Annotated in this window: 19 protein-coding genes; all 19 read right to left on the reverse strand. The window is 63.1% G+C overall.

The window, feature by feature from the left end:
* Positions 1-16: 16 nt before the first annotated feature.
* Positions 17-751 carry a cephalosporin hydroxylase family protein gene (locus tag F474_RS14025; protein WP_097085000.1) on the reverse strand — a complete coding sequence of 245 codons (735 nt, stop codon included), beginning with the start codon at positions 749-751 and terminating at the stop codon, positions 17-19.
* Positions 752-758: 7 nt separating this feature from the next.
* The gene (locus tag F474_RS14030; protein WP_097084999.1) at positions 759-1829 is read right to left on the reverse strand and encodes a class I SAM-dependent methyltransferase; all 1071 of its coding nucleotides are present in this window, start codon (positions 1827-1829) and stop codon (positions 759-761) included.
* A complete protein-coding gene (locus F474_RS14035) occupies positions 1822-2679 on the reverse strand; it encodes an NAD(P)-dependent oxidoreductase (RefSeq protein WP_097084998.1) in 858 nt (285 codons plus the stop codon). Before F474_RS14035 ends, F474_RS14030 begins: the two co-directional genes overlap by 8 nt.
* Positions 2676-3236 carry a dTDP-4-dehydrorhamnose 3,5-epimerase family protein gene (locus F474_RS14040; RefSeq protein ID WP_097084997.1) on the reverse strand — a complete coding sequence of 187 codons (561 nt, stop codon included), beginning with the start codon at positions 3234-3236 and terminating at the stop codon, positions 2676-2678. Before F474_RS14040 ends, F474_RS14035 begins: the two co-directional genes overlap by 4 nt.
* A complete protein-coding gene (gene rfbG, locus F474_RS14045; protein WP_097085256.1) occupies positions 3233-4318 on the reverse strand; it encodes a CDP-glucose 4,6-dehydratase in 1086 nt (361 codons plus the stop codon). Before rfbG ends, F474_RS14040 begins: the two co-directional genes overlap by 4 nt.
* Positions 4300-5073: a glucose-1-phosphate cytidylyltransferase gene (gene rfbF / locus F474_RS14050; protein ID WP_097084996.1), complete on the reverse strand. Its 774-nt coding sequence runs from the start codon at positions 5071-5073 to the stop codon at positions 4300-4302. Before rfbF ends, rfbG begins: the two co-directional genes overlap by 19 nt.
* 78 nt (positions 5074-5151) lie before the next feature.
* Complete coding sequence (locus F474_RS14055) at positions 5152-8703, reverse strand: glycosyltransferase (protein WP_097084995.1); 3552 nt, start codon at positions 8701-8703, stop codon at positions 5152-5154.
* Positions 8704-8806: 103 nt separating this feature from the next.
* The gene (locus tag F474_RS14060; RefSeq protein ID WP_097085255.1) at positions 8807-10363 is read right to left on the reverse strand and encodes a flagellar hook-associated protein 3; all 1557 of its coding nucleotides are present in this window, start codon (positions 10361-10363) and stop codon (positions 8807-8809) included.
* 16 nt (positions 10364-10379) lie between these two features.
* Entirely contained in the window at positions 10380-12425 is a 2046-nt protein-coding gene (gene flgK / locus F474_RS14065; protein ID WP_097084994.1) for a flagellar hook-associated protein FlgK, read from the reverse strand.
* Positions 12426-12438: 13 nt separating this feature from the next.
* Positions 12439-13731, reverse strand: coding sequence for a flagellar assembly peptidoglycan hydrolase FlgJ (gene flgJ / locus F474_RS14070; protein WP_097084993.1), 1293 nt, complete (start codon positions 13729-13731; stop codon positions 12439-12441).
* Positions 13732-13742: 11 nt separating this feature from the next.
* Positions 13743-14855: a flagellar basal body P-ring protein FlgI gene (locus tag F474_RS14075; protein WP_165830318.1), complete on the reverse strand. Its 1113-nt coding sequence runs from the start codon at positions 14853-14855 to the stop codon at positions 13743-13745.
* A gap of 12 nt (positions 14856-14867) precedes the next feature.
* Complete coding sequence (flgH, locus tag F474_RS14080; RefSeq protein ID WP_097084992.1) at positions 14868-15563, reverse strand: flagellar basal body L-ring protein FlgH; 696 nt, start codon at positions 15561-15563, stop codon at positions 14868-14870.
* 52 nt (positions 15564-15615) lie between these two features.
* Positions 15616-16401, reverse strand: a complete 786-nt coding sequence (gene flgG, locus F474_RS14085) for a flagellar basal-body rod protein FlgG (protein ID WP_097084991.1) — start codon at positions 16399-16401, stop codon at positions 15616-15618.
* Between the two features lie 55 nt (positions 16402-16456).
* Positions 16457-17197 (reverse strand): flagellar basal body rod protein FlgF, encoded by a 741-nt coding sequence (locus F474_RS14090; RefSeq protein WP_097084990.1) that lies wholly within the window; start codon positions 17195-17197, stop codon positions 16457-16459.
* A 248-nt stretch (positions 17198-17445) separates the two neighbouring features.
* Positions 17446-17625, reverse strand: a complete 180-nt coding sequence (locus F474_RS14095; RefSeq protein WP_097084989.1) for a hypothetical protein — start codon at positions 17623-17625, stop codon at positions 17446-17448.
* 60 nt (positions 17626-17685) lie between these two features.
* Positions 17686-19002, reverse strand: a complete 1317-nt coding sequence (gene flgE, locus F474_RS14100) for a flagellar hook protein FlgE (protein WP_097084988.1) — start codon at positions 19000-19002, stop codon at positions 17686-17688.
* 28 nt (positions 19003-19030) lie between these two features.
* Positions 19031-19741, reverse strand: coding sequence for a flagellar hook assembly protein FlgD (locus tag F474_RS14105; RefSeq protein WP_097084987.1), 711 nt, complete (start codon positions 19739-19741; stop codon positions 19031-19033).
* Between the two features lie 15 nt (positions 19742-19756).
* Entirely contained in the window at positions 19757-20206 is a 450-nt protein-coding gene (flgC, locus tag F474_RS14110) for a flagellar basal body rod protein FlgC (RefSeq protein ID WP_097084986.1), read from the reverse strand.
* 3 nt (positions 20207-20209) lie between these two features.
* Positions 20210-20620 (reverse strand): flagellar basal body rod protein FlgB, encoded by a 411-nt coding sequence (flgB, locus tag F474_RS14115; RefSeq protein ID WP_097084985.1) that lies wholly within the window; start codon positions 20618-20620, stop codon positions 20210-20212.
* Between the last annotated feature and the right edge of the window lie 224 nt (positions 20621-20844).

Genomic DNA, 20844 nt, shown 5'->3' on the forward strand with positions numbered 1-20844 from the left:
ATGGCGTCGATGTGGCTCAGCCGCGGCGCTTGAGGTAGCCGTCGGGCGCGACGGTGATCAGCAGCTTGTGCTGCATGGCATGATCGATCTGGAAGTCTGCGGTTTCCTTGAGCCAGGCGTGGACCGCGGTCTTGGGGTTATCGCCATGGCCCCAGGGGCGGTCGGGGAAGGCATCGGCGGGCATGTCTTCGACGATGGTGTCGAGCACCACGCAATAGCTACCGGGTGACACCATCGGCCCATAGGCCCGCAACTCTCCCAGCACGTGGTCATGGGTGTGATTGGAGTCGAGCACCACCAGCACCTTTTTGCCCTGGGCGCGCTGCGCCACCTGGGCGACAACGGCGGCGTCCACGCTGGAACCTTCGATCAGCGTCACCCGTTTGAACATCGGATGCGCTTCGATGGCCTGGCGGTTGTGCGCACGGATGTCGATGTCGATACCGATCACCTCGCCGTGGCCGATCAACTCGAGCAACGAGGCGTAGTAAAGGATCGAGCCGCCATGGGCAACGCCGCACTCGATCACCAGGTCCGGCTGAACCGACCAGATGATTTCCTGAAGCGCCAGCATGTCCTGCGGCAGTTGAATGATCGGCCGGCCCATCCAGCTGAAGTGGTAGCTGTACTTGTGCCGGGCAGAGGCATTGAAAAAATCCAGAGCCAACTGTTTGAGCGGGGCGTCTTCGCCTTGGGCGCGAACTTCGGCATCGCACTGGGCGGCGAACTGCTGTTGAGGGCTATCGGTCATGGCGGGCTCACTCATGGTCAAGAAATTCGGGGCGGTCCACGGCCTGGCAGGCGAAACGCCCTTGGGTCATGGCGCGGATTTCATCAAGGTAGTTGGAGTTCATCACCAGCATGGGCGAGCCTGCGGGCAGTTCGGCCATCGCCTGTTCAGGCGATATGACCGGTGCAGCGCTCACAGGCAGGTAGCGGCCTTGCTTGGCACGATTGATGTCGACCACCGCGCGCACGCGCACGCCGGCTCGTTGGAGAAACAGGCTGAAGATCACGCCTTTGGAAGAACCGCCCCACAGCGCGATCTCGCCGCCATGGGCCTGTGCCAGCGCCACCGCGCGAGCAAGGCTGGCGGTAAAGGCAGGGCCCGGAGGCGCCAGCCTTGCCAGGCCGGCAGGCTCACGCAGCGTGGCCAGGTCGGCGATCACATAGAGGTACTGCTCGCCGAACACCCGGCCACTGGCGACCACCCGGCCGAACAGCGCGCGCAGGTCATCGAGGCGGAAATAATTCACATGCTCGTAGAACAGATCGAACCAGGCGTTGTGCGCCAGGATCCAGTCAAGGCACGGCACTTCGATGTAGATCAGCCCGCCCCCGTTGGCCTCGGCGATGGCGCGTAAAAACGCCAAGGGCTCGTTCATGTGCTCCAGCACATGGCGCAGGATCACCCCGTCGCCGCGCACCCCCAGGGCCGCATCGAACGGCGCCTTGATCACGTCGGGGCTGTCGCCTTCGTAGGCCGGGTCGACACCGACCACCTCATAACCGCGGCCCTTGAGCAGCTCGATGAAGTGCCCTTTGCCGCAACCCACCTCCAGCAGGCGGGTGCGGCCGATGTGCTGGCCGATCAGCCGCTCGACCTGATCAAGGTGCGCCTTGAACGCCGCCGACAGGCCCTGCTCGTTCTGGTAATCGGCGTCGTAGGTCAGCAGCGACGGATCGAACGCAGCATTTCGCACCAGGCCGCTGCGCTCGTCCTGCACCAGGCGCAAGCGCCCGACAGGCGAAGCCTTTGCCGCCTCGGGGCTGGCATAGGTGCGGTTTTGCAGCACCGGCAATTGCTCGGCATGGTAGAGCTCAGCCATCCACAGGCTCCTTGAGCAAGGCTCGCAAACGGGTTGGGTTGCCCCAGAACGCCAGGGGCTCATGGGCAGCGTACGGGTAATGGCCCAGCACCAGCTCAAGGCTGGCACCGCGCTCGAGCAGGCGCTGCTCGACCAGCGCCCGCAACGAAGTCGGCCTGCCACTGCAGCAGTTGATCACCCCATGATCGCCCGGCACGGCCAGCAGCCGCGCCAGGTAGCCTGCCGCCTCGGCCACCGGGAGGTAATCACGTAATTGATCGCCTGGTGACATGCAGAACTGGTGCTCTCCGGCATCGATGGCGCGGTCCAGACTTGCCAGTAGACTGTTGGGGTTCTGCCCCTGGCCATGCAGGTAAAACAACCGCCACCATTGCAGGGTGAAGGGCTGCTGGCGCTGCAATGCCTGCAAAAAGCCCAGCAGGCTGTACTTCGCCAGGCCGTAGGCAGTCACCGGCTGCGCCGGCATTGATTCGCTCAGCGCGCCGTCGTGCAGGCCGTATTCGAAGCAGGTGCCGGTCACCGCTACCCGCTCGACGCCCGCCTGCACCACCGCCTTGATGAAGCGGTAATGGGCAAACAGGTTGTGTTCGTAATGGAACGCCGCCTGGTAGTTGGGCAGGTTCTGCCAGGCCAAGTGCACGAGCTGCTCGACACCCTCGGCCAATGAGCCGACGTCTAGCGACGGGTCGTCAAGGTCTGCCTGCACCCACTGCACCTGGGCAAAGCCCGGGAGTGCGCGGGCACTGGCCACATCGCGGGCCAGCGCGCGAACCGTATGGCCGGCCGCGAGCAAGGCTCGCAGCAGATGCTGGCCGATGAAGCCGGTGCCGCCGGTAACCAGCAGCTTCACAACGCGACCCCAGTGAAGGCTGGCGTCAGCAGCGGGTGCTGCTTGTCGCGCTCGGACAGGTTCGCCACTGGCAGGGGCCAGGGAAGGTTCAACGCAGGGTCGTCGTGGCGCAGGCCGCCTTCGTGGCCAGGGGCGTAGTCGGCGTCAGTGAAATAGAGCACCTGTACCTGCTCGGTCAGCGCCTGAAAACCGTGGGCGAAGCCTTTGGGGATCAGCAAGCTGCGACCATCCCCCGCTTCCAGCCGCTCGGCGTGCCATTGCAGGAAGGTCGGCGAGCCTTGGCGGATATCCACCACGATGTCCAGGATCGCCCCCTCCAGGCAGGTGATCAGTTTGCTTTCGGCATGGCCCGGCAATTGATAGTGCAGCCCGCGCACGGTGCCCAGGCCCTGGGTGGTGGAATGGTTGATCTGGCGAATGTCGAAGCAACGGCCCTGAAGCGCCAGGCGCCCCTGGCAGAACAGCCGGGCAAAGCGGCCGCGGTCATCGTTGAACACTCGCTGGTGAATACGCGCCAGGCCTTCCAGCGCCAGAGGTTCGAGGGTGTAGTCGCTCATGGTTGCAGTCCGTAGTCATGGAGCTGGGCAAGGGTCAGCGCACGCAAGTCATCGCCCTGCCGCCATGCACGATGCCAGGCCAGGGTCTGTTCGAGGCACTGTTGCAACGACCAGCGCGGTGCCCAGCCCAGCCGGCTACGGGCCAGGCTGCTGTCCAGGCGCAACTGCCCGGCTTCGTGAGGCTGCTCGCCGCTGGCGCGTATCACCCGCACCGGCTCTGGCCAAGCCCGCTCAAGCGTATCGATCACATCGCTGACAGGGCTCATGTCGACATCGCGCGGGCCGAAGTTGAAGGCACCCGCGAACGCCGGGCCTTGCTCGACCAGCCGCTGGGCCAGCCGAAGGTAACCGCTCAACGGCTCCAGCACGTGCTGCCAGGGGCGCACCGCCTGGGGGTAACGCACGTGCAAAGGTTGGCCGGCGTCCCAGGCGCGGAAGATATCCGGCAGCAGCCGATTGGCAGCGAAATCACCGCCGCCCAGCACGTTGCCGGCGCGCGCGGTCGCCAGCGCCAAACCGTGCTGGGCGTACCGGGAGGCGGGGAAAAACGAGGCAGCCCAACACTGGGTCAGCAACTCGCAGCACGCCTTGGAGCTGCTGTAAGGGTCATGGCCGCCCAGCGGTTCGTGCTCTCGGTAGCCCCAGGCCCACTCCTGATTTGCGTAGACCTTGTCGGTGGTGACCACCACGCAGGCCTGTACGCCGGGCACCTGGCGCACCGCCTCGAGCAGGTGCAGCGTGCCCATCACGTTGCTGGCGTAGGTACCGGCGGGGTCGCTGTAGCCTTCGCTGACCAGCGGCTGAGCCGCCAGGTGCAGCACGATCTGCGGTTGCGCCGCCTGCACCGCCGCCAGCAGCGCAGCGGCATCGCGTACGTCACCCCGCAGATCGGTCAGGTCCGCCGCCACGCCCGCCAGCTCGAACAGGCTTGGCGCAGTGGGCGGCGCCAGGGCAAAGCCTGTGACCTGCGCACCCAGGCATCGCAACCAAAGCGATAGCCAACTGCCTTTGAACCCGGTATGGCCGGTCACCAGCACTCGCTTGCCGGCCCAGAACGACGCACTCATGGCCATTGCTTCCAGGGTGCCTGGCCACTGGCCCACAGTTGCTCAAGGTGGTTGCGGTCACGCAGGGTATCCATCGGCTGCCAGAAACCGTCGTGCTGATAGGAATTGAGCTGCCCATCGGCCGCCAGCTGCACCAACGGCTCGGCTTCCCAGGACGTCTCGTCGCCTTCGATGTAGGGAATCACCTTGGGTGAGAGCACGAAGAACCCGCCGTTGATCCAGCCGCCCTCACCGCGCGGTTTCTCGGTGAAGCCCAGCACCCGATCGCCCTCGCGCTCCAGCGCGCCATAGCGCCCCGGGGGCTGCACGGCCGTCACGGTGGCCAATTTGCCATGGGCGTGGTGATGCCGGATCAGTTGCGCGATGTCGACGTCGGAAACGCCGTCTCCGTAGGTGAAGCAAAAAGCGCTTTCGTCCTCGACGTAACGCGAGACGCGGCGCAGGCGCCCTCCGGTCATGGTGCTTTCGCCAGTGTCCACCAGCGTCACGCGCCAGGGCTCGCTGTAGTTCTGGTGAACATCCATTCGGTTGTTCACCATGTCGAAGGTCACGTCGGAGGTGTGCAGAAAGTAGTTGGCGAAAAAGTCCTTGATGGCGTAGCCGCGGTAGCCGAGGCAGATGATGAAGTCGTTTACGCCATGGGCGGAATACTGCTTCATGATGTGCCAAAGAATTGGCTTACCACCGACTTCGATCATCGGCTTGGGCTTGAGGTGTGACTCCTCACTGATCCGTGTACCGAGGCCGCCCGCCAGAATCACTGCTTTCATGCCGTACCCTGTCCGTTTAATTGACACGCACAGGGGCTATTCAGAAACCGTGCCAGCTCGGCAAGCTGGCGGGCTATCTCAGTCGGCGAACCAGCCGTTGAACCAGTGCCGCAGGTTTTCGCCACGCAGCACGTAGTCGCGCATCACCACTTCGTGCAGCGCATCGCCGCGGGCCTGGTTGAAAGCCGGGTCGTCAAGGTGCTTGCGGATCGCCGCCATCCATTCCTCGGTGCTGTTGGTTTCCACCCGAGTGGCAGGCAGATAACCACGGTAGGCCTTGGTGTCGGAGCAGATCACCGGGAAGCCGCAGGCGCCGTATTCAAGCAGGCGCAGGTTGCTCTTGCAGTCATTGAACTCGTGCAATTCCAACGGTGCCAGCGCCAGGTCCAGGTTCAGGCTCGAGAGCTTGGAGGGGTACAGGTTCAGCGGCACCACCGGGTGAAACTCGCGCACGTAAGGGCGCAGCGCTTCAGGGCACATGCCAAAGAACACCCAGTCGACCTCGTCGGCCAGCAGCCGCACCACATCGGCAATCAGCTCAAGGTCGCCCCGGTGGCTGGTTCCCCCACCCCAGCCCACACGCGGCTTGCGCGAGGTGTTGCGCTGGGCGCGCTGGGTCGACCACAGGTGCGGGGCGAGCATGTTGGGCACCACGCGAATATCGCTGTGCATGTGTGCAAGCTTTTCGGCCAAAGGCTGGGTCGACACCACGACCCGATCGCACAAGCTGATGCCGCGGCGCACGAGGGCTTCCATGTCGCCGGGCATGTTCCGGCCATGAGCGTTCTTGGAGGGCACGTTGACCACGTAATCGTCCAGCTCGTACACCCGCTTGGCCTGGGAATACTTGCTCAGCTGCTCCATCTGCTCCACGGTGCCCCGCGAGTAGCGGCATTGCAGCACGATCACCTGCGGGTCCAGCCGCTCCAGCGCGACCATGGTCGGCATGCCGTCGATCAGCCGGCCTTGTACCCACCCGGCCTTTTCAAGCTCAGTGAATGGCTGCACCACCCGATAGTGCCCCACCGCCGAGCGGTCTACGGGCAGCGCCACCACGGTCGGCAACACCGGCTCGACGAAAGGGTCCCAGCCGGTGATTTCGCCCGGTTCCATGCTGAAGGCCACATTGAACACCGCAAGGTTCGGGTTATAGGCCGGGTCGCGGGCGATGGTGGGCAGCCAGCGCCGATACAGTTGCTCTTCATCCTGTTCGTTGGTGGCCATGCCTGGCAGCAGGTCAAGGCCCAGGCGCGCCTCGGGCGTCCATACCACCAGGTAGCCGGCACGGCCAAGGCGCAGGCACAGGTCGGTTTCGCTGAAGTTATCGCGAAAATGCTGCTCGTCGAACCCACCGATGTCGAGGAAGGCCTGGCGGTCGACCATCAGGCTTTCCAGCGCGACGCTGCTCCAGTTCTGGGTCGCTTGAAGCCGCTGCATGTAACCTTTGGCATTGAGCGCTTCGTTGGTAAAAGGCGAGTTTGCCGGGCCGTTGAGCGCCAGCACCTGCCCGGCACGCGACACACGCCCGTCCGGGCGCAGCATCTTGGCACCCACCACGGCCACCTCAGGGCGCTGCCCATGGTTAGCCATCGCGGCCAGCCAGCCCGGCTCGAATACCAGCGCGCGGCGGTCCAGAAACAGCAACAGCTCGCCGCGCGCCGCGCCAGCAGCGAGGTTGCGTGCACTCGGGGCATGCCCGGCGCAGGCGCGAGCATCAACCACCCGCAAACGCTCGCTACCCAGCCCCTCTATGCCACCCAGCCAGCGCACCGTGGCCTCATCGGGCTGGTCGGCAACGAGCAGTACTTCGAATGCAGCCCATTCGGTCTTGGCGAAAAGGTTATCGACGCAGCGCTGCACCACCTCCGGTTCGGTGCCGCACAGGATGACAATGCTCACTCCGGCTGGCTGCCCATGGCCATAGCGCACGTGGCACAAGCCCTGTTCGGCATCGCGCGCGACCTGGGCGCTCAGCCCCAGCCGGCCCAAGTGCGCTTCGAGCAGCGCGACACTCCGCTCGGCCACCGAGGGCGAGCCCAGCCACTGGGCGAAGCTGTAGCGTGACTCCACCAGGAGTTCGGCGATATGGCCTATCACCCCCGGGCCGCGCTGCTCCACCAGGCGCCAGAGCGCATCGTGGGGAGCCAACTCGCCCATCGAATCCGCCAGGCCACCGACACCCTTGAGGGCAGCCAGGTCGAACGCCAGCAAACGGCCCACATAGGGGTAAGCCCGCATCAGGTCAAGGTTGAAATCAGGGCGGAATACCGGCTCCTGGGAAATACCCCCGCGCACCGCGCCCTCATCGCTGTAAAGGCAAGCCACGCCCGGGCGAACGGCAATGCGCTCGGCAAGGATCAGCAGCGCGTCATCAAGCAGGCGATCGCCATCGCGCAGCAGGTAAACCCAATCGGCTTCCAGAGTGTCGAGCAGCGCTTGCACCTGCGCCCAAGGCTGCGCCTGCATGGGCAGGTAGCGCACGCCATCCAGCGCGCGGTGGTCGGCCTGCTGGCGGGCGGAGACCACCACCACCTCGCTCGGGGCATAGCTCTGTGCCGCAAGGCTCGCCAGGGAGATATCCAGTGCGTGCTCGGCGTGGTCCAGCACCACCACCGCCACCCGGGGCTGGTGTGGCCAGCTGGCCAGGCGCCGAGGGATCAGCGCCTTGGCCGCGGGCGTCAGGGTGCGGCATTGCAGCCACTGGGCAAGCACCTCTTCGAAGCTGCTGGCAAAGCTGCCAACCCGGCCGAGCAAGTGCGTCTGCTGGGCCATCAGGATGCGCATCAATGGGTGCTCGGTCCATTCCACCGGCGCCTGCAATGCAGTGTCGGTCAGCGGCCGCATACGTACCCAGCCGTCGGCTGGCGGTTGCTCGCCGCCGCGCTGGCGCAGCATGTCTTCAAGCCAGCGCGCTTCGTCGTCGCGGGCAGCGACGATCGGCGCTGCATCGCTGAAGCGCCCATCGTGCAGGCGCTCGAAGCACAACACGTGATTGATCGTGGCCAGTTGGCCGCGGCGGAACAGGCAGCAATACAACGCCAGGTCCAGCAAGCCGCCGAAGCCGTTGTCACAGAGCACCGGCACCAGTGCCTGGGCTTGGGCGGTGCGCATCAGGGTGGAAGAAAGGCCGCCGTAGACATTGATCGGTGAGCGCTCGATGATCGCCAGGATGTCGACCCCCAGCAGCACCGACCCCTTCGGGGTGATCACGCAGTTGCCCAAACGCGCCGGCAACAGATGGTCGTGCGCATCGCAATATTGGCGCTGGCAGGTGACCAGCTCGACGTCGGGGTTGAGCTCCATCGCCCTGACCTGCATCGCGATGCAGTCAGGCAGCAAGCGGTCATCGTCGCACAGCACCTTGACGAATTCGCCCCGCGCTTGCGCTACCGCCTGGCGTACATTGCCGGCAAAGCCCAGCCGCGCAGGGTTGCGCAGGTAGCGTACTGGCCGAGCCATCTGCTGCTCGGCCGCCTGCACGCTGCGCTGGATGCTGTCGCCTTCGCTGTCGTCGCACACCACCACTTCCAGCGCTTCATAGCTTTGCGCAAGCGCTGTGCGCAGGGCGGCGTCGAAATAGCGCGGGTTATAGGCAGGGATGACGATGCTGACCAGGGCGGGGGAAGTCACGGCTCACGATTCTCCTGAAGCATCAGGTGTGCCCGTGCTGCTGCTCACCTGAGCAAAAATGAAAAAGGCCGGCCTCGCGTTGGCGAGCGCCGGCCAGCAAAGCTTAGAGGCGGTTGAACAGGCTCAGTTGCGAAACTTTGCTGAAAGTCAGCTGCGCGGCCTGCAGCATGGTCTGCTGAAGGGTTACACGCGTCATCACCTCGGCATAGTCGCTGTTTCGGATCGACGACGCCGTATTGGTGTTGGCCAGGGTCAACGACTCATTGGTGGCAGTCTGGATGTCCAGGGCATTGCCGCGCGCACCGATGGAGCTGACCGCATTGCCAAGGGTTTCGGCACCGCTGTTGAGGTTCGAAAGGCTCGCATTCAACTGGGCCTGGAAGTTCTGCTTGGCCGTGGTGTTGCCGTCGATCGGGGTGGTCAGTGCCTGGCGCAGTTGGGTCAAGGTGTCCAGGATGTTCTGGGTCTGATGGTTATCCACCGCGACCTGGAACTGATCACCGGCCTGGGCAGCACCGCTGAGCTGGAAAGTCACACCGCCGACATTTACCGAGGTTCCCGGCGCAGTCACCGGGGCCGTTGCCACCGGCTTGCTGTCGTCGGTGATCGGCGCTGCGTAGAGGGCGACGTTGTTGGCGTCGGTGTATTTGACCACCGCGGTACCTTGTGGAAAGGCACTGTTGTAGGTCGCCGCATTGCTCACGCTGGCGCCGGTGACCACTGCCGTGGAGGCATTGCCGGGGTTGCGGTTCACCGTGAAGGTGTCAGGCGTGGACTGCAACGTGAAACTGCGCCCGGTCAGGGCGGTGGCCGGGTCTTCGCCCTTGGCCAGGTTGACGTCCAGGTTCAGGCTCAGCCCGCGAAACCCAACACTCTGGCCAGTGGTGCTGGTGACCTCACCGTTCTGCGAGAGCTCGCCGGTCAGGTCATTGCCGCTGGCATCGGTGATCTTCAGCTGGGTCGCGCTGGTGAAGGTAATGGTGTAGGGCTCGCCCTTGCGAAAATCGCTATTGAACGTCGCGCTGCTCTGAACCAAACCATTGGAGATCACCGCCTTGCCATCGGCGTTGCCGGCAGTGACGCTGGTACGGGCTGTATTGACCGCCTGCTCGAACACCGAGTAACCGGTTTCGTTGATGCCCACCGACAGCTGGTCGCCCACCTGCAGGCTCTGCACGGTCTGGTCACCGTTGTAGCTGTAGGTGCCGTCGGCGTTCTTGCTGAACGGTGCGACATCGCTCTTGGAGCCGGAGAACAGGTACTGGCCGTTCTCGTCCTTGCTGTTCATCAGCGTCTGCAACTGGTCCTGGATCTGCCCCAGTTCCGAGGCGATCGAGCCGCGGTCGGCGTCGGTCATTGCACCGTTGCCTGCGCTCATGGCCAGCTCGCGTGCGCGCTGCAGCACTTGGGTCACGCTGGTCAGCACGGCCTCGGACTGGCCCAGCTTGTTGGTCACCGTAGTGATGTTGCCCTTGAACTGCTTGAGCATCGAGCTCTGCTGGTCGAGTTGAAGCAAACGGGCGGCGCCCACCGGATCGTCTGCACCGGTTTTCACGCGCACCTGGGTGGTGGCTTCCTCGCTGCTGGCGACCAGGTTGTTGTAGTTGCGGGCGTAGTTGGTCGAGCTGCTATCGAAATATTGGGCGGTAGAGATACGCATCATGGCGGGCAACTCCTCAGAGCGCGTTGATCAGCGTGTCGAAGATCGACTGCGCTGTCTTGATGATTTGCGAAGAAGCGGTGAAGTACTGCTGGTACTTGACCAGCGAAGAAGCTTCTTCATCCAGGCTCACCCCCGAGACCGAGTCGCGGTTGTTCTTGGCCGTGTCGAGCAGGCTGCCGGTGAGGCCTACGTCCGTCTTGGCCTGAGCGGCCTTGGCGCCGACGTTCTCCACCAGGGAGGCATTGGCGTTGGTCAGGCTCATGCCGGTATTGCCGTCACGTACGCCGATAGTGGCCTTGGTTTGCAGCGCCAGCAGTTGCTGAGCATTGCGGTTGTCGGTCTTGCCGGCGGAGTTGAACGCTACGCTGAAACTGTCGGACGCGGCGGGCGATCCGTTGAGGGTCATTTCGGCGCTGAATGTCTTCTGCGCACCACTGCCATCGAGAATCGGGTTGCCGTTGGCGTCGACCATCGGGATGGACAAGCTCAGGGTGTTGGCCTGGCCCGGCACAATGCTGCCGGTACCGATCGACGCACCTTGGGCGTTGTACATCGTGTAGTTCTGGCTGCCACCGCTGGCCGCACTGAACACCAGCTTCACGGGCGTGGAGTTCTTCACTGCGTTCTGCATTTCGCTGAGCGCAACGGGGTCGCTGGTGTCGAGCTGGGTGGTCAGCGTCGGCTGGGTAATCACGCCGGTGCCGGTGTTGCTGCTGCCAGCGGTGCCCACCAGCGGCGCGGCGAAGGCCAGCTTGCTGGGGTCAGTCAGGGTGGTGCCGATGCTGTTGGTACCCGAGCGGGTTGGCTGCACCTTGAAGCTATCGCCAGCGCTCAGGCCACCGCCATTGAGCGACAGCTGGAAGCCGTCGATGGTCGGTGCAGGCGAGTCGCTGAGCTTGTAGCTGCCCATGGAGGTGCCGTCGGAGCGCGTCACGCTGTAGTTGTCGGCGTCGCTGAACTTGACCTGGTAGTCGTAAGTGGTCAGCTGGCTGGTGTCGGTGATCTTGACATCCAGGTTTCCGGAGGCGGCATTGTTGGTGATCGCGCCCACGCTGCGCTGGGTGATGGCAATGCTGTTGTTGATGTCGGCGAACAGCGAGCTACCGAATTGCCCATTGGCATCGAGGCCCTGCCCCAACTGGGTATTGACGGCGTCGCTGACGGTCAGCGCGATGCGCCCCAGCGAGTTGATGGTGGGGTTGAGCACGTCGCTGCGATACCGCAGCAGGCCGCCGATGCTGCCACCGGTGGCCACCGAGGTGACATCGGTGGTGAAGTTGGGCATCTGCAGGGTCAGCGAGAACTGGCCACTGTCGGTGGTGCTTGGGCCAGCACTGAGCTTGTTGGAATTGACCCCGCTCACCAGCGGCTGGCCGGTGCCCAGGTAAACGTCATAGCTGCCGTCCCGCTCTTGCACGGTCACACCCACCAGCTCATTGAGCGAGCGTACGGCCTCGTTGCGCGCATCGAGCAGGGAGTTGGGCTGGGTACCGGAAGCCGAAAGCGCAGAAATCTGCTGGTTGAGCGAAGCCACCTGGCTGCTCAGGTTGTTGACCTGGTCCGACAGCGCCTTGAGTTGCGAATTGATGCCGTCGTTCTGCTGGCTCAACTGGCTGGAAATCGACTGGAAGCGGCTCGACAGGCCCTGTGCCTGGGTCAGCAGCAATTGCCGCGCCGAGCTGTCGTTGGGGCTGGAGGCCGCGGTCTGCAGCGAGGTGAAAAAGCTGGTTAGCGCCGAAGCAATGCCGGTGCTGCTGTCGGACAACAGCGAGTCAGTGGCATTGACTTGGGTCTGATAGGCCTCGGCATCGGCGCTCAGCGACGTGGTGGTCTGAAGCTGCCGCTCCATGTAGCTGTTGTAGATCCGGCGAACGTCGGAAATGGTGGTGCCGCTACCCAGGTAGCCGACGCCGATGTTCTGCATGCCGGTGGCCGCGGTCGAAACCGTCTGGCGCGAGTAGCCCTTGGTGTCGGCGTTGGCGACGTTGTTGCCGATGACGTTCATCGCCGCCTGGTTGGCGGTCAGGCCGCTAAGACCGATATTGATCAGATTCGCCATGGTTCAACCTTACTCACAAAGCCTTAGTGGTGGCGCTGCTGGCCGCGTAATTCTCGTAACTCTGAAGCTGCCGGGCGATCGCAGTGATCTTGCTCGCGTAGTTCGGGTCGGTTGCATAACCGGCCTTCTGCAGCTCTTTCACGAATTGTTCCGGGTTATCGGCAGCCTTGAGCACACCTTGATAGCGATCGTTGTTCTGCAGCAGGTTCACCAGGTCATGGAAGCTGTCGGCGTAAGAGCCATAGGCACGGAACTGGGCCGTTTCCTTGACCACCTGGCCGTTTTCATACTCGCTGGTGACCGCGCGCGCCGAGTCGCCCTTCCAACTGCCGGTAGCCTTGATGTTGAACAGGTTGAAGCTGCTGCTGCCATCGTCCTGGCGAAGGATCGATTTACCCCAGCCGGTTTCCAGCGCTGCCTGAGCGACGAGCACGGTAGGGTCCACACCAATGCGCGCAGCGGCATCCTGGGCCATGGGCAGCATGGTGGCGATGAATTCGTCGGGCGACTTGAACGCGGCCTTGTTCGGCGCCAGCGGCACTTGGGAATAACTGCGCGTGCCGGCTGCGGCCGCCGTACCGCTGGTGATGCTCTGGGTCCAGTCGCCATAGCTGCCCTCGCCCTGCACCGGCTTGGCCGCATTGGCGCCCGCAACGGCCTGGGCAATGGTTGAGGGCGCACTGCCGGGCACGCTGATGCGATTGGCTTTTTCCGGGTGCAGCAGGGTGAATTTGGCAGTGGTCTCGCCGTCTCGTGCCAGCTTGCTGGCGTCGGTAGACGGCACGATGCCGGCCAATAGCCGGTCGGCGGCCTTGCTTGGCAATTGCAGCCGGCGCTCATTGAGCTTGGCCATGTCATTGTGCACTGAAGCGTTGCGGCCATCGGCAGCAGCGTCACGCTGGGCTCCGAGCATGTGCTGGCTGTTGTCCACAGTGCGATTGAACGGGTTGCGGCCATCGCCGACGCTGTGGCCGGCACTCTTGGAAAGCTGGCGCATCAGCACGTTCTGCAGGCCGATGCCGTTGCCCTGGTGCGACATGCTCACGGCCAACTGCTGGTCGTACATGTCCTGGTACTGCTTGACCGTAGAGCTGTTCATCGGGTCGCCTTCGGCGAACACGTTGTTGGCCGACCGCATGGACTTGAGCATCTCACCGACGAACACCGACTCGAACTCCTGAGCCACCTTGCGCAGGTTCGCCTCGCTGTCGCGATCACCGTACTTGAGCGAGCTCAAGCGGTTCAGGTCGGTGTAGGCAGCGCTATCGGTTGCGCCAGTGGCGGTGCTGCCCTTAGGCATGTCCATGGGCCGGCTCCTCAGATCACGATCAGGTCGGCTTGCAAAGCGCCGGCCTGTTTCAAGGCTTCAAGAATCGCCATCAAGTCGCTGGGCGCAGCGCCTACCTGGTTGACCGCACGCACGATCTCGTCAAGCGTAGTGCCTGGGCCGAACTTGAACATCGGCTTGGCTTCCTGCTCGGCATTGACCTTCGAACGCGGCACCACGGCGGTCTGGCCGTTGGACAATGGGCCGGGCTGGCTGACGATAGGGTCTTCGGTGATGGTGACCGTCAGGCTGCCGTGGGTCACAGCTGCCGGCGAAACCTTGACGTTCTGGCCGATCACGATGGTGCCGGTACGCGAGTTGATGATGACCTTGGCCATGGCCTGGCCCGGGTCTACCTCCAGGTTCTCGAGGATCGACAGGTAATCGACGCGCTGATTAGGGTCCAGCGGCGCGGTCACACGCACCGAGCCACCATCGACGGCCGTGGCCACGCCGGGGCCAAGCAGCTCATTGACCTTGTCGACGATGTGCTTGGCGGTGGTGAAGTCGGGGCGGTTCAGGTTCAGGGTCAGGTAATTGCCCTGGTCGAAGCCGCTCGGCACCGAACGCTCGACCATGGCACCACCCGGGATGCGGCCGGCCGACGGGACGTTGACGGTGATCTTGGAACCGTCGCGGCCTTCGGCGTCAAAACCGCCCACCACCAGGTTGCCCTGGGCAATGGCGTACACGTTGCCGTCGATACCCTTGAGCGGCGTCATCAGCAGGCTGCCGCCGCGCAGGCTTTTGGAGTTACCGATCGACGACACAGTGATGTCGATGGTCTGGCCCGGCTTGGCGAAGGCGGGCAGGTCGGCATGGATCGAGACCGCTGCAACGTTCTTGAGCTGGGTAGTGCTGGTGCCGGCGGGCACCTTGATGCCGAACTGGGCCAGCATGTTGTTGAAGGTCTGCAAGGTGAACGGGGTCTGGGTGGTCTGGTCACCGGTGCCGTCGAGGCCCACGACCAGGCCATAGCCGATCAACTGGTTGCTGCGCACGCCTTGGACGCTGGCGATATCCTTGAGCCGTTCAGCCTGGGCAACCCCGCCCAGGCCCAGAAACAGGAAAGCAGCCACCAGCACAGCGTTGAGTTTGGTCATGTTCGTGCGCACTCAGAAAGGGTAATACGGGCTGCCGAAAAACCGGTCCAGCCAACCCGGCTGGCTCGCCTCCGCGAAGGAGCCGGTGCCCGAATAAGTGATGCGGGCGTCAGCGACACGGGTGGACGACACGGTATTGTCGGTCGCAATGTCATCTGCACGAATCAGGCCAGCTATGCGAACCAGCTCTTCGCCGGTGTTGAGGGTCAGCCATTTCTCGCCCCGCACGGAGATGATGCCGTTGGGCAGCACGTCGGCCACGGTCACGGTAATCGACCCCGTCAAGGTATTGGCCTGGGCCGACTTGGCATCACCGTCGGTAGAGCGGGCGCCGCTGTAGCCCACGCTCAGGTCGGCACCGTTGCCACTGATCGGGTTGGTGCCCTTGACCGCCCCGCCGAACAGCGCAGTCAGGCCCATCTTGTTGCTGCTGTCCTTGCTCACCTTGGAGTTGGCGCTTTTGGAAGCCGACATCTTCTCGTTCAAGGTGATGGTGATGATGTCACCGACCCGGAACGCCTTGCGATCGGTGTACAGGTTCTGGTCGAAGCCGGCCTGGTAGATCGAGCCGTTGTTGGCCGCTGCCGGCAATGGCGTACGCGGCAACACCGGCGCGTAGTACGGGTCGTTCGGTCTGGGCGGAGGCGACATGCAGCCCCCGAGCAAGGTGGAGCCGACCAGCAACACAGCGACAGGCAGACGTTTCATTTGAGCTTCGACCTCACAGGAGTTACTGATCCTTCAGCCGGTTGATGGGCAATTACAGGTTCTGAGTCAGGGTGCCAAGCATCTGGTCGGCGGTAGAAATGACCTTGGAGTTCATCTCGTAGGCGCGCTGGGTGGTGATCATGTTCACCAGCTCTTCAACGGTACTGACGTTGGAGTTCTCCAGGGTGTTCTGCAGCACGGTGCCGAAGCCGTTCAGGCCCGGGGTACCGACGTTGGGCGCGCCGCTGGAAGCGGTTTCCAGGTACAGGTTGCCGCCGATAGCCTGAAGGCCGGCCGGGTTGACGAAGTCGGCGGTCTGGATGTTGCCGATCACCTGGGAGGCGGCGTTACCGGCAGTGGTGATCGAGACAGTGCCATCGGTGCCTACGGTGAAGCTCTGCGCTTCGGCGGGTACGATGATCGCCGGCTGCAGCGGCGTACCGTTGGCGGTGACGATCTGGCCGTCGGAGTTCAGGTGGAAGGTGCCATCGCGGGTGTAGGCGATGGTGCCGTCAGCCTGGGTGATCTGGAAGAACCCGTGGCCGTTGATGGCCATGTCCAGCGGCTGGTCAGTCGTCTGCAGGCTGCCTTCGGTGAAGTTCTTCTGGGTGCCGACGATGCGCACACCGGTACCGACCTGCAGGCCGGATGGCAGCTGGCTGTCCTGGGTGGACTGAGCACCGGGCTGGCGCTTGATCTGGTAGAGCAGGTCCTGGAACTCGGCACGGTCTTTCTTGAAGCCGGTGGTCGAGACGTTGGCCAGGTTGTTCGAGATGGTAGCCAGGTTGGTGTCCTGGGCGGCCAGGCCGGTTTTACTGACCCAAAGAGCTGGAAGCATGCTGTTCTCCTGTACGCCGCGGGGCGGCCGGTACTGTCAATAAAGGTGTGGGTTATCAGGTCATTTGCAGGACGCGTGCCATCGACTCATCATCTTCCTTGGCCGTGGTCATCATCTTGATGTGCATTTCAAATTGCCGGGAAAGCGCCATCACCTGGGTCATTTCCTCGACCGCGTTGACGTTACTGCCCTGCAGGAAACCTGAAGACACCTGCACATTGGCATCCACCGCCGCGGGCTGGCCGCTGGTGGTACGAATCAGGCCATCGGTGCCTTTGGTCAGCTCGCTGTCCTTGGCACTGACCAGCTTCAGCCGGTCGACCACTGCCATCACCGACGGGCTCTGGCCCAGGGAACGGATGCTGATGGTGCCGTCCTGGCCGATCTCGATCTTGTCGTCCGGCGGCACGGCGATGGTGCCCCCGTTGCCCAGCACGGCAAGGCCGGTGCTGGTGCGCAATACACCCAGCGCATCGACGTTCAGGCTGGCGCTTTTGGTGTAGGCTTCTTTGCCGTCTGCGCCCTGCACCGCGATCCAGCCTTCGCCGCCGATGGCGATGTCCAGGTCACGCCCGGTCTCGATCATCGGGCCACCGCTCATATCGGTAGCGGGGCGCTCGGTCATGGCATAGGCGCGCGAGGGGAAGGTGTCGCCGAACACAGGCATGGAGCGGGCCTGTTCGAGGTCCTTCTGAAAACCGTTGGTGGAAACGTTGGCCAGGTTGTTGGCGTGCACCTTCTGTGCAAGCGCGTTCTGGCTGGCACCGGTCATTGCCACGTAAAGCATCTTGTCCATCGAGCATCTCCCTCGGCGCGGTTGCCACCGAAAACTGTGAGTTGCCATGGCTATAGCAAAGGGCGGGCCAACTTTGAGATTTCTTCTGCAAGCCGCGAAATACGGGGCCTGTAGCGATAGGGAGGAATTTTGACGCTGCCGGGGCGCCGAAAAAACGTCGACACCTTGCCGCCTGGCGGCAAAGCGGCAAGCAGAAACCTGCCTTGGGGCATCACACCCGGTTTCTGCCTGCCATCAGCCGGTACCGCTCAGGGGCGGCAGCCGGCATTCTGAAACGGCCCTGCAAAACGCTGAAACTGGGGGCCAGGGTCGGTCTGCACGCAGATGACCTGGCCGCCGGCCATTGCACGGTACTTGTACCAGGGCGCGGGGCCGGCGCTGGCGCTGCCGTTGAGCAGCGCGAGCAATACCATTAAACGCACCACCATCGTGACGACTCCTTCCGGTAAAAGCCGGAAAACCGGCGGCGTCCGTGCCGCCCTCGCCTATCAGGTCATCTGAATGATGGTCTGCATGATGGTGCTTTCAGTGGAAATGGTCTTGGCGTTGGCCTGGTAGTTGCTCTGCGCCTTGATCAGGTTCACAAGCTCAGCAGTCAGGTCGACGTTCGACTCTTCCAACGCACCGGCGTTGAGCGTGCCCATGGTGCCACTTTCCGGCGTACCCACCACCGGCACACCGGAGGCGGCCGACTCGCGCCAGCCGGTGTTGCCGTTAGGGGTCAGGCCCTGCACGTTGGCGAAGTTGGCCAGCACCACTTGGCCAATGGTCTTGGACTTACCGTTGCTGTAGGTACCGAACAGGTTACCCTGGGCATCGATGCTCAGGCTCGACAGGCTGCCGGTGGCATAGCCGTTCTGATCCTTGGCGGTGACCGCAGAGCTGGTGTTGTAGGAGGTGGTGTCGGCCATGTTCAGGTTCAGGCCGCCGGCGGCCTGGGCCGAACCGTTGGGCACCATCACGCCTGCGGCGTTCTTGGCCGAAGGTGTCCAGTCGTCCATCAGAAACTTGCCGGTGCCCGATACAGTGAAACCCTTGCCGACGGTAGGCGTTACCGGCGTAGCGGTGGCCAGTGCGCCGCTGGAGCTGAACGTCATGTCGACCTGATACGGCTCGGTGCTGCTAGGGTCGCTGGGGTTCACACCGTCGACCGTGGCGTACATCGACCAGCTATTGGTACCGGTCTTGACGAAGTACTGGGTCATGCTGTGCGAGTTGCCCTGGCTGTCGTAGATATCGGTGCTGAAGCTGTAGTTGTAGGTGTTGGTGTCAGAAGCCGAGAACGGCGTAACAGAAGGCGCCGCTGAGCTGGAGTTCAGGTTCATGGTTTCGCTGAGGGTGTCGGTCGGCTTGGGCGCCAGGGCCGAGGTATCGACCTTCAGCGGGGTCATCACTCCCTGAATGACCTTGCCGTCGGCGTCCACGCCATAACCCAGCAGCTGATTGTTGTTGGCATCGACGATGTTGCCGGCCTTGTCAGTGCCAAAGGCGCCAGCGCGGGTATACACACGGCTGCCGTTGTCGCTGGTGATGAAGAAACCATTGCCGTTGATGGCCAGGTCCAGGCTGGCACCGGTATTGGTGATGGTGCCTTGGGTGAACTGCTGGGAAATCTGCTCGGTGGTTACACCCGAGCCTACGCCGTTCTTGGCACTGCCCAGAAACAGCGAGTTGGCGTACACGTCACCGAATTCGGCGCGTGATGATTTGAAACCGGTGGTCGCCGAGTTGGCGATGTTGTTACCGGTTACGTTGAGTGCGGTATTGGCTGCATTGAGGCCGCTGAGGCCGACATTGAACGACATTGATTAATCTCCTGGCCGATGTATCGGCTTACAATCCAACGGTTTTGACTTGCGACAGCGCGATGCTCGAGCCATCGGCCAGTTTCAGGGTCATATCCCCAGCGGTGCTGCCCACGGTCACACTGACGACCGTCGAAGGCAGGTAAGTGTCCATCGCGACGCCTTTGCCATCCTGAGTGGCACTGGCGCTGAATTTGTAGGTACCGGAGGGCAACGGGTTGCCTTCGTTGTCGGTACCGTCCCAACTGAAGCCGATATCGCCAGCGCTCTGCTTGCCCAGGTCGATGTTCTTCACCACATTGCCGCTGGCGTCATAGATGTTGACGGACAAGTCGGTGGTGGCTCCGGTCAGCGCCACCTGGCCGGTCATGCCGTTGGCGGTATTGACCAGGGTAGAACTCGCCTTGCTGATAACCGAGTGGCCGACCAACGAGGAGGCCTGCAGCGCTTGCGACGAGGTGTAGTTGCTGGCCAGGCCCGAGACCGTCTCATTCAGGTTGCTCAGGCTCTCGACGCTGCTGAACTGGGCCAGCTGCGCCACGAACTCGGAGTTGTCCTGCGGGTCCAGCGGGTTCTGGTTCTTCATCTGAGTCACCAGCAGCTTGAGGAACGCATCCTTGCCCAGGGCGTTCTTGCTGGTGTCGGTCGAGCTGGTCGTGCCGGCGGCACTGGACTTGCTCGAAGGCAGCGCGTAGTCCGAAAGGATCGACGAGCTGGTGCTATCGGTAGTGGTGGTCATGGTCGGTCCCTTGGCTTACTGGCCCAGCGTCAGCACTTTCTGCATCATGGTCTTGGCGGTGTTCATGATGTCGGCGTTGGTCTGAAACGACCGGCTCGCGGAGATCATGTCGGCCATTTCCTCAACCACATTCACGTTCGGGTAGTACACATAGCCGTCCTTGTTGGCGGCCGGGTTGTTGGGCTCGTAACGCGCCTCAAGGTTGCTCTGGTCCTCGACGATCCCCGAAACCTGCACACCCTGAGCGCCACTGCCTGCGTCATCGAACAGCGAGCCGCCGGCGCCAGCGCCGCCTTGCTGGCCAGCCAGCACGGTGGCGAACACCGGGTGGCGTGCACGGTAGGTCTGGTCCAGGCTCGACGATACGGTCTCGGCGTTGGCGATGTTGCTGGCCACGGTGTTCAGGCGAGTGGTCTGGGCGCTCATGCCGGTACCGGCGATGTTGAAAACGCTCGAAAGAGACATCGGTTACTCTCCGCGAAGGGCAGTGACCAGCCCTTTGAATTTGTTGTTCAGCAGCGTGAAGCTGGCCTGGAAGTCCACAGCGTTCTGCGCGTAGGTCGAAGATTCGAGCTGGGCGTCGACGGTGTTCTGGTCCAACGAAGGCGCGTTGGGCACCCGGTACTTCAAGGTCGAGTCTGCGCCACTGTCGAACCCTTCAGCGGCGATGTGCTGGGCATTGGTACGCTCCAGGGCAAATTGGCCGCCACTGCTCTTCTGCGCCTGCGCTGCCAGCACGGAGGAAAAGTCCATGTCCCGGGCCTTGTAGTTGGGGGTATCGGCGTTGGCGATGTTGTTGGCCAGCACCTCAGCGCGCTTGGCGCGAAAGTTCAGCGCCTGCTCGTGAATGCCCAGCGCCTGGTCGAAACTGATGCCCATGGTCGCAAACCTCTAACGTGAAATCGGTGATGACGAATACCCTATAGCAAGTGCTGTGCCAACTCCGCCAAAGCCTTCTAACTCAACGCTTGTAGCCTTTTCCCCGATGTGGGCTGCCAGAAAAGCGGCAATTGGTTTCCGGTAAACGGCGGCAAAAACGGCAATACGGTGGCAAAGGGTTTGCCGCTTTTATGGCGGCGGCAATTCGTCGCGCGAGGATGAGA

The organism is Pseudomonas sp. URIL14HWK12:I12, from assembly GCF_003097135.1.
Lineage (GTDB): Bacteria > Pseudomonadota > Gammaproteobacteria > Pseudomonadales > Pseudomonadaceae > Aquipseudomonas.

What these genes read in the sequence shown, in the direction of transcription:
- F474_RS14025 (WP_097085000.1), bottom strand. Translation starts at nt 751, where the DNA reads ATGACCGATAGCCCTCAACAGCAGTTCGCCGCCCAGTGCGATGCCGAA.
- F474_RS14030 (WP_097084999.1), bottom strand. Translation starts at nt 1,829, where the DNA reads ATGGCTGAGCTCTACCATGCCGAGCAATTGCCGGTGCTGCAAAACCGC.
- F474_RS14040 (WP_097084997.1), bottom strand. Translation starts at nt 3,236, where the DNA reads ATGAGCGACTACACCCTCGAACCTCTGGCGCTGGAAGGCCTGGCGCGT.
- rfbF (WP_097084996.1), bottom strand. Translation starts at nt 5,073, where the DNA reads ATGAAAGCAGTGATTCTGGCGGGCGGCCTCGGTACACGGATCAGTGAG.
- F474_RS14060 (WP_097085255.1), bottom strand. Translation starts at nt 10,363, where the DNA reads ATGCGTATCTCTACCGCCCAATATTTCGATAGCAGCTCGACCAACTAC.
- flgK (WP_097084994.1), bottom strand. Translation starts at nt 12,425, where the DNA reads ATGGCGAATCTGATCAATATCGGTCTTAGCGGCCTGACCGCCAACCAG.
- flgJ (WP_097084993.1), bottom strand. Translation starts at nt 13,731, where the DNA reads ATGGACATGCCTAAGGGCAGCACCGCCACTGGCGCAACCGATAGCGCT.
- F474_RS14075 (WP_165830318.1), bottom strand. Translation starts at nt 14,855, where the DNA reads ATGACCAAACTCAACGCTGTGCTGGTGGCTGCTTTCCTGTTTCTGGGC.
- flgH (WP_097084992.1), bottom strand. Translation starts at nt 15,563, where the DNA reads ATGAAACGTCTGCCTGTCGCTGTGTTGCTGGTCGGCTCCACCTTGCTC.
- flgG (WP_097084991.1), bottom strand. Translation starts at nt 16,401, where the DNA reads ATGCTTCCAGCTCTTTGGGTCAGTAAAACCGGCCTGGCCGCCCAGGAC.
- F474_RS14090 (WP_097084990.1), bottom strand. Translation starts at nt 17,197, where the DNA reads ATGGACAAGATGCTTTACGTGGCAATGACCGGTGCCAGCCAGAACGCG.
- F474_RS14095 (WP_097084989.1), bottom strand. Translation starts at nt 17,625, where the DNA reads ATGGTGGTGCGTTTAATGGTATTGCTCGCGCTGCTCAACGGCAGCGCC.
- flgE (WP_097084988.1), bottom strand. Translation starts at nt 19,002, where the DNA reads ATGTCGTTCAATGTCGGCCTCAGCGGCCTCAATGCAGCCAATACCGCA.
- F474_RS14105 (WP_097084987.1), bottom strand. Translation starts at nt 19,741, where the DNA reads ATGACCACCACTACCGATAGCACCAGCTCGTCGATCCTTTCGGACTAC.
- flgC (WP_097084986.1), bottom strand. Translation starts at nt 20,206, where the DNA reads ATGTCTCTTTCGAGCGTTTTCAACATCGCCGGTACCGGCATGAGCGCC.
- flgB (WP_097084985.1), bottom strand. Translation starts at nt 20,620, where the DNA reads ATGGGCATCAGTTTCGACCAGGCGCTGGGCATTCACGAGCAGGCGCTG.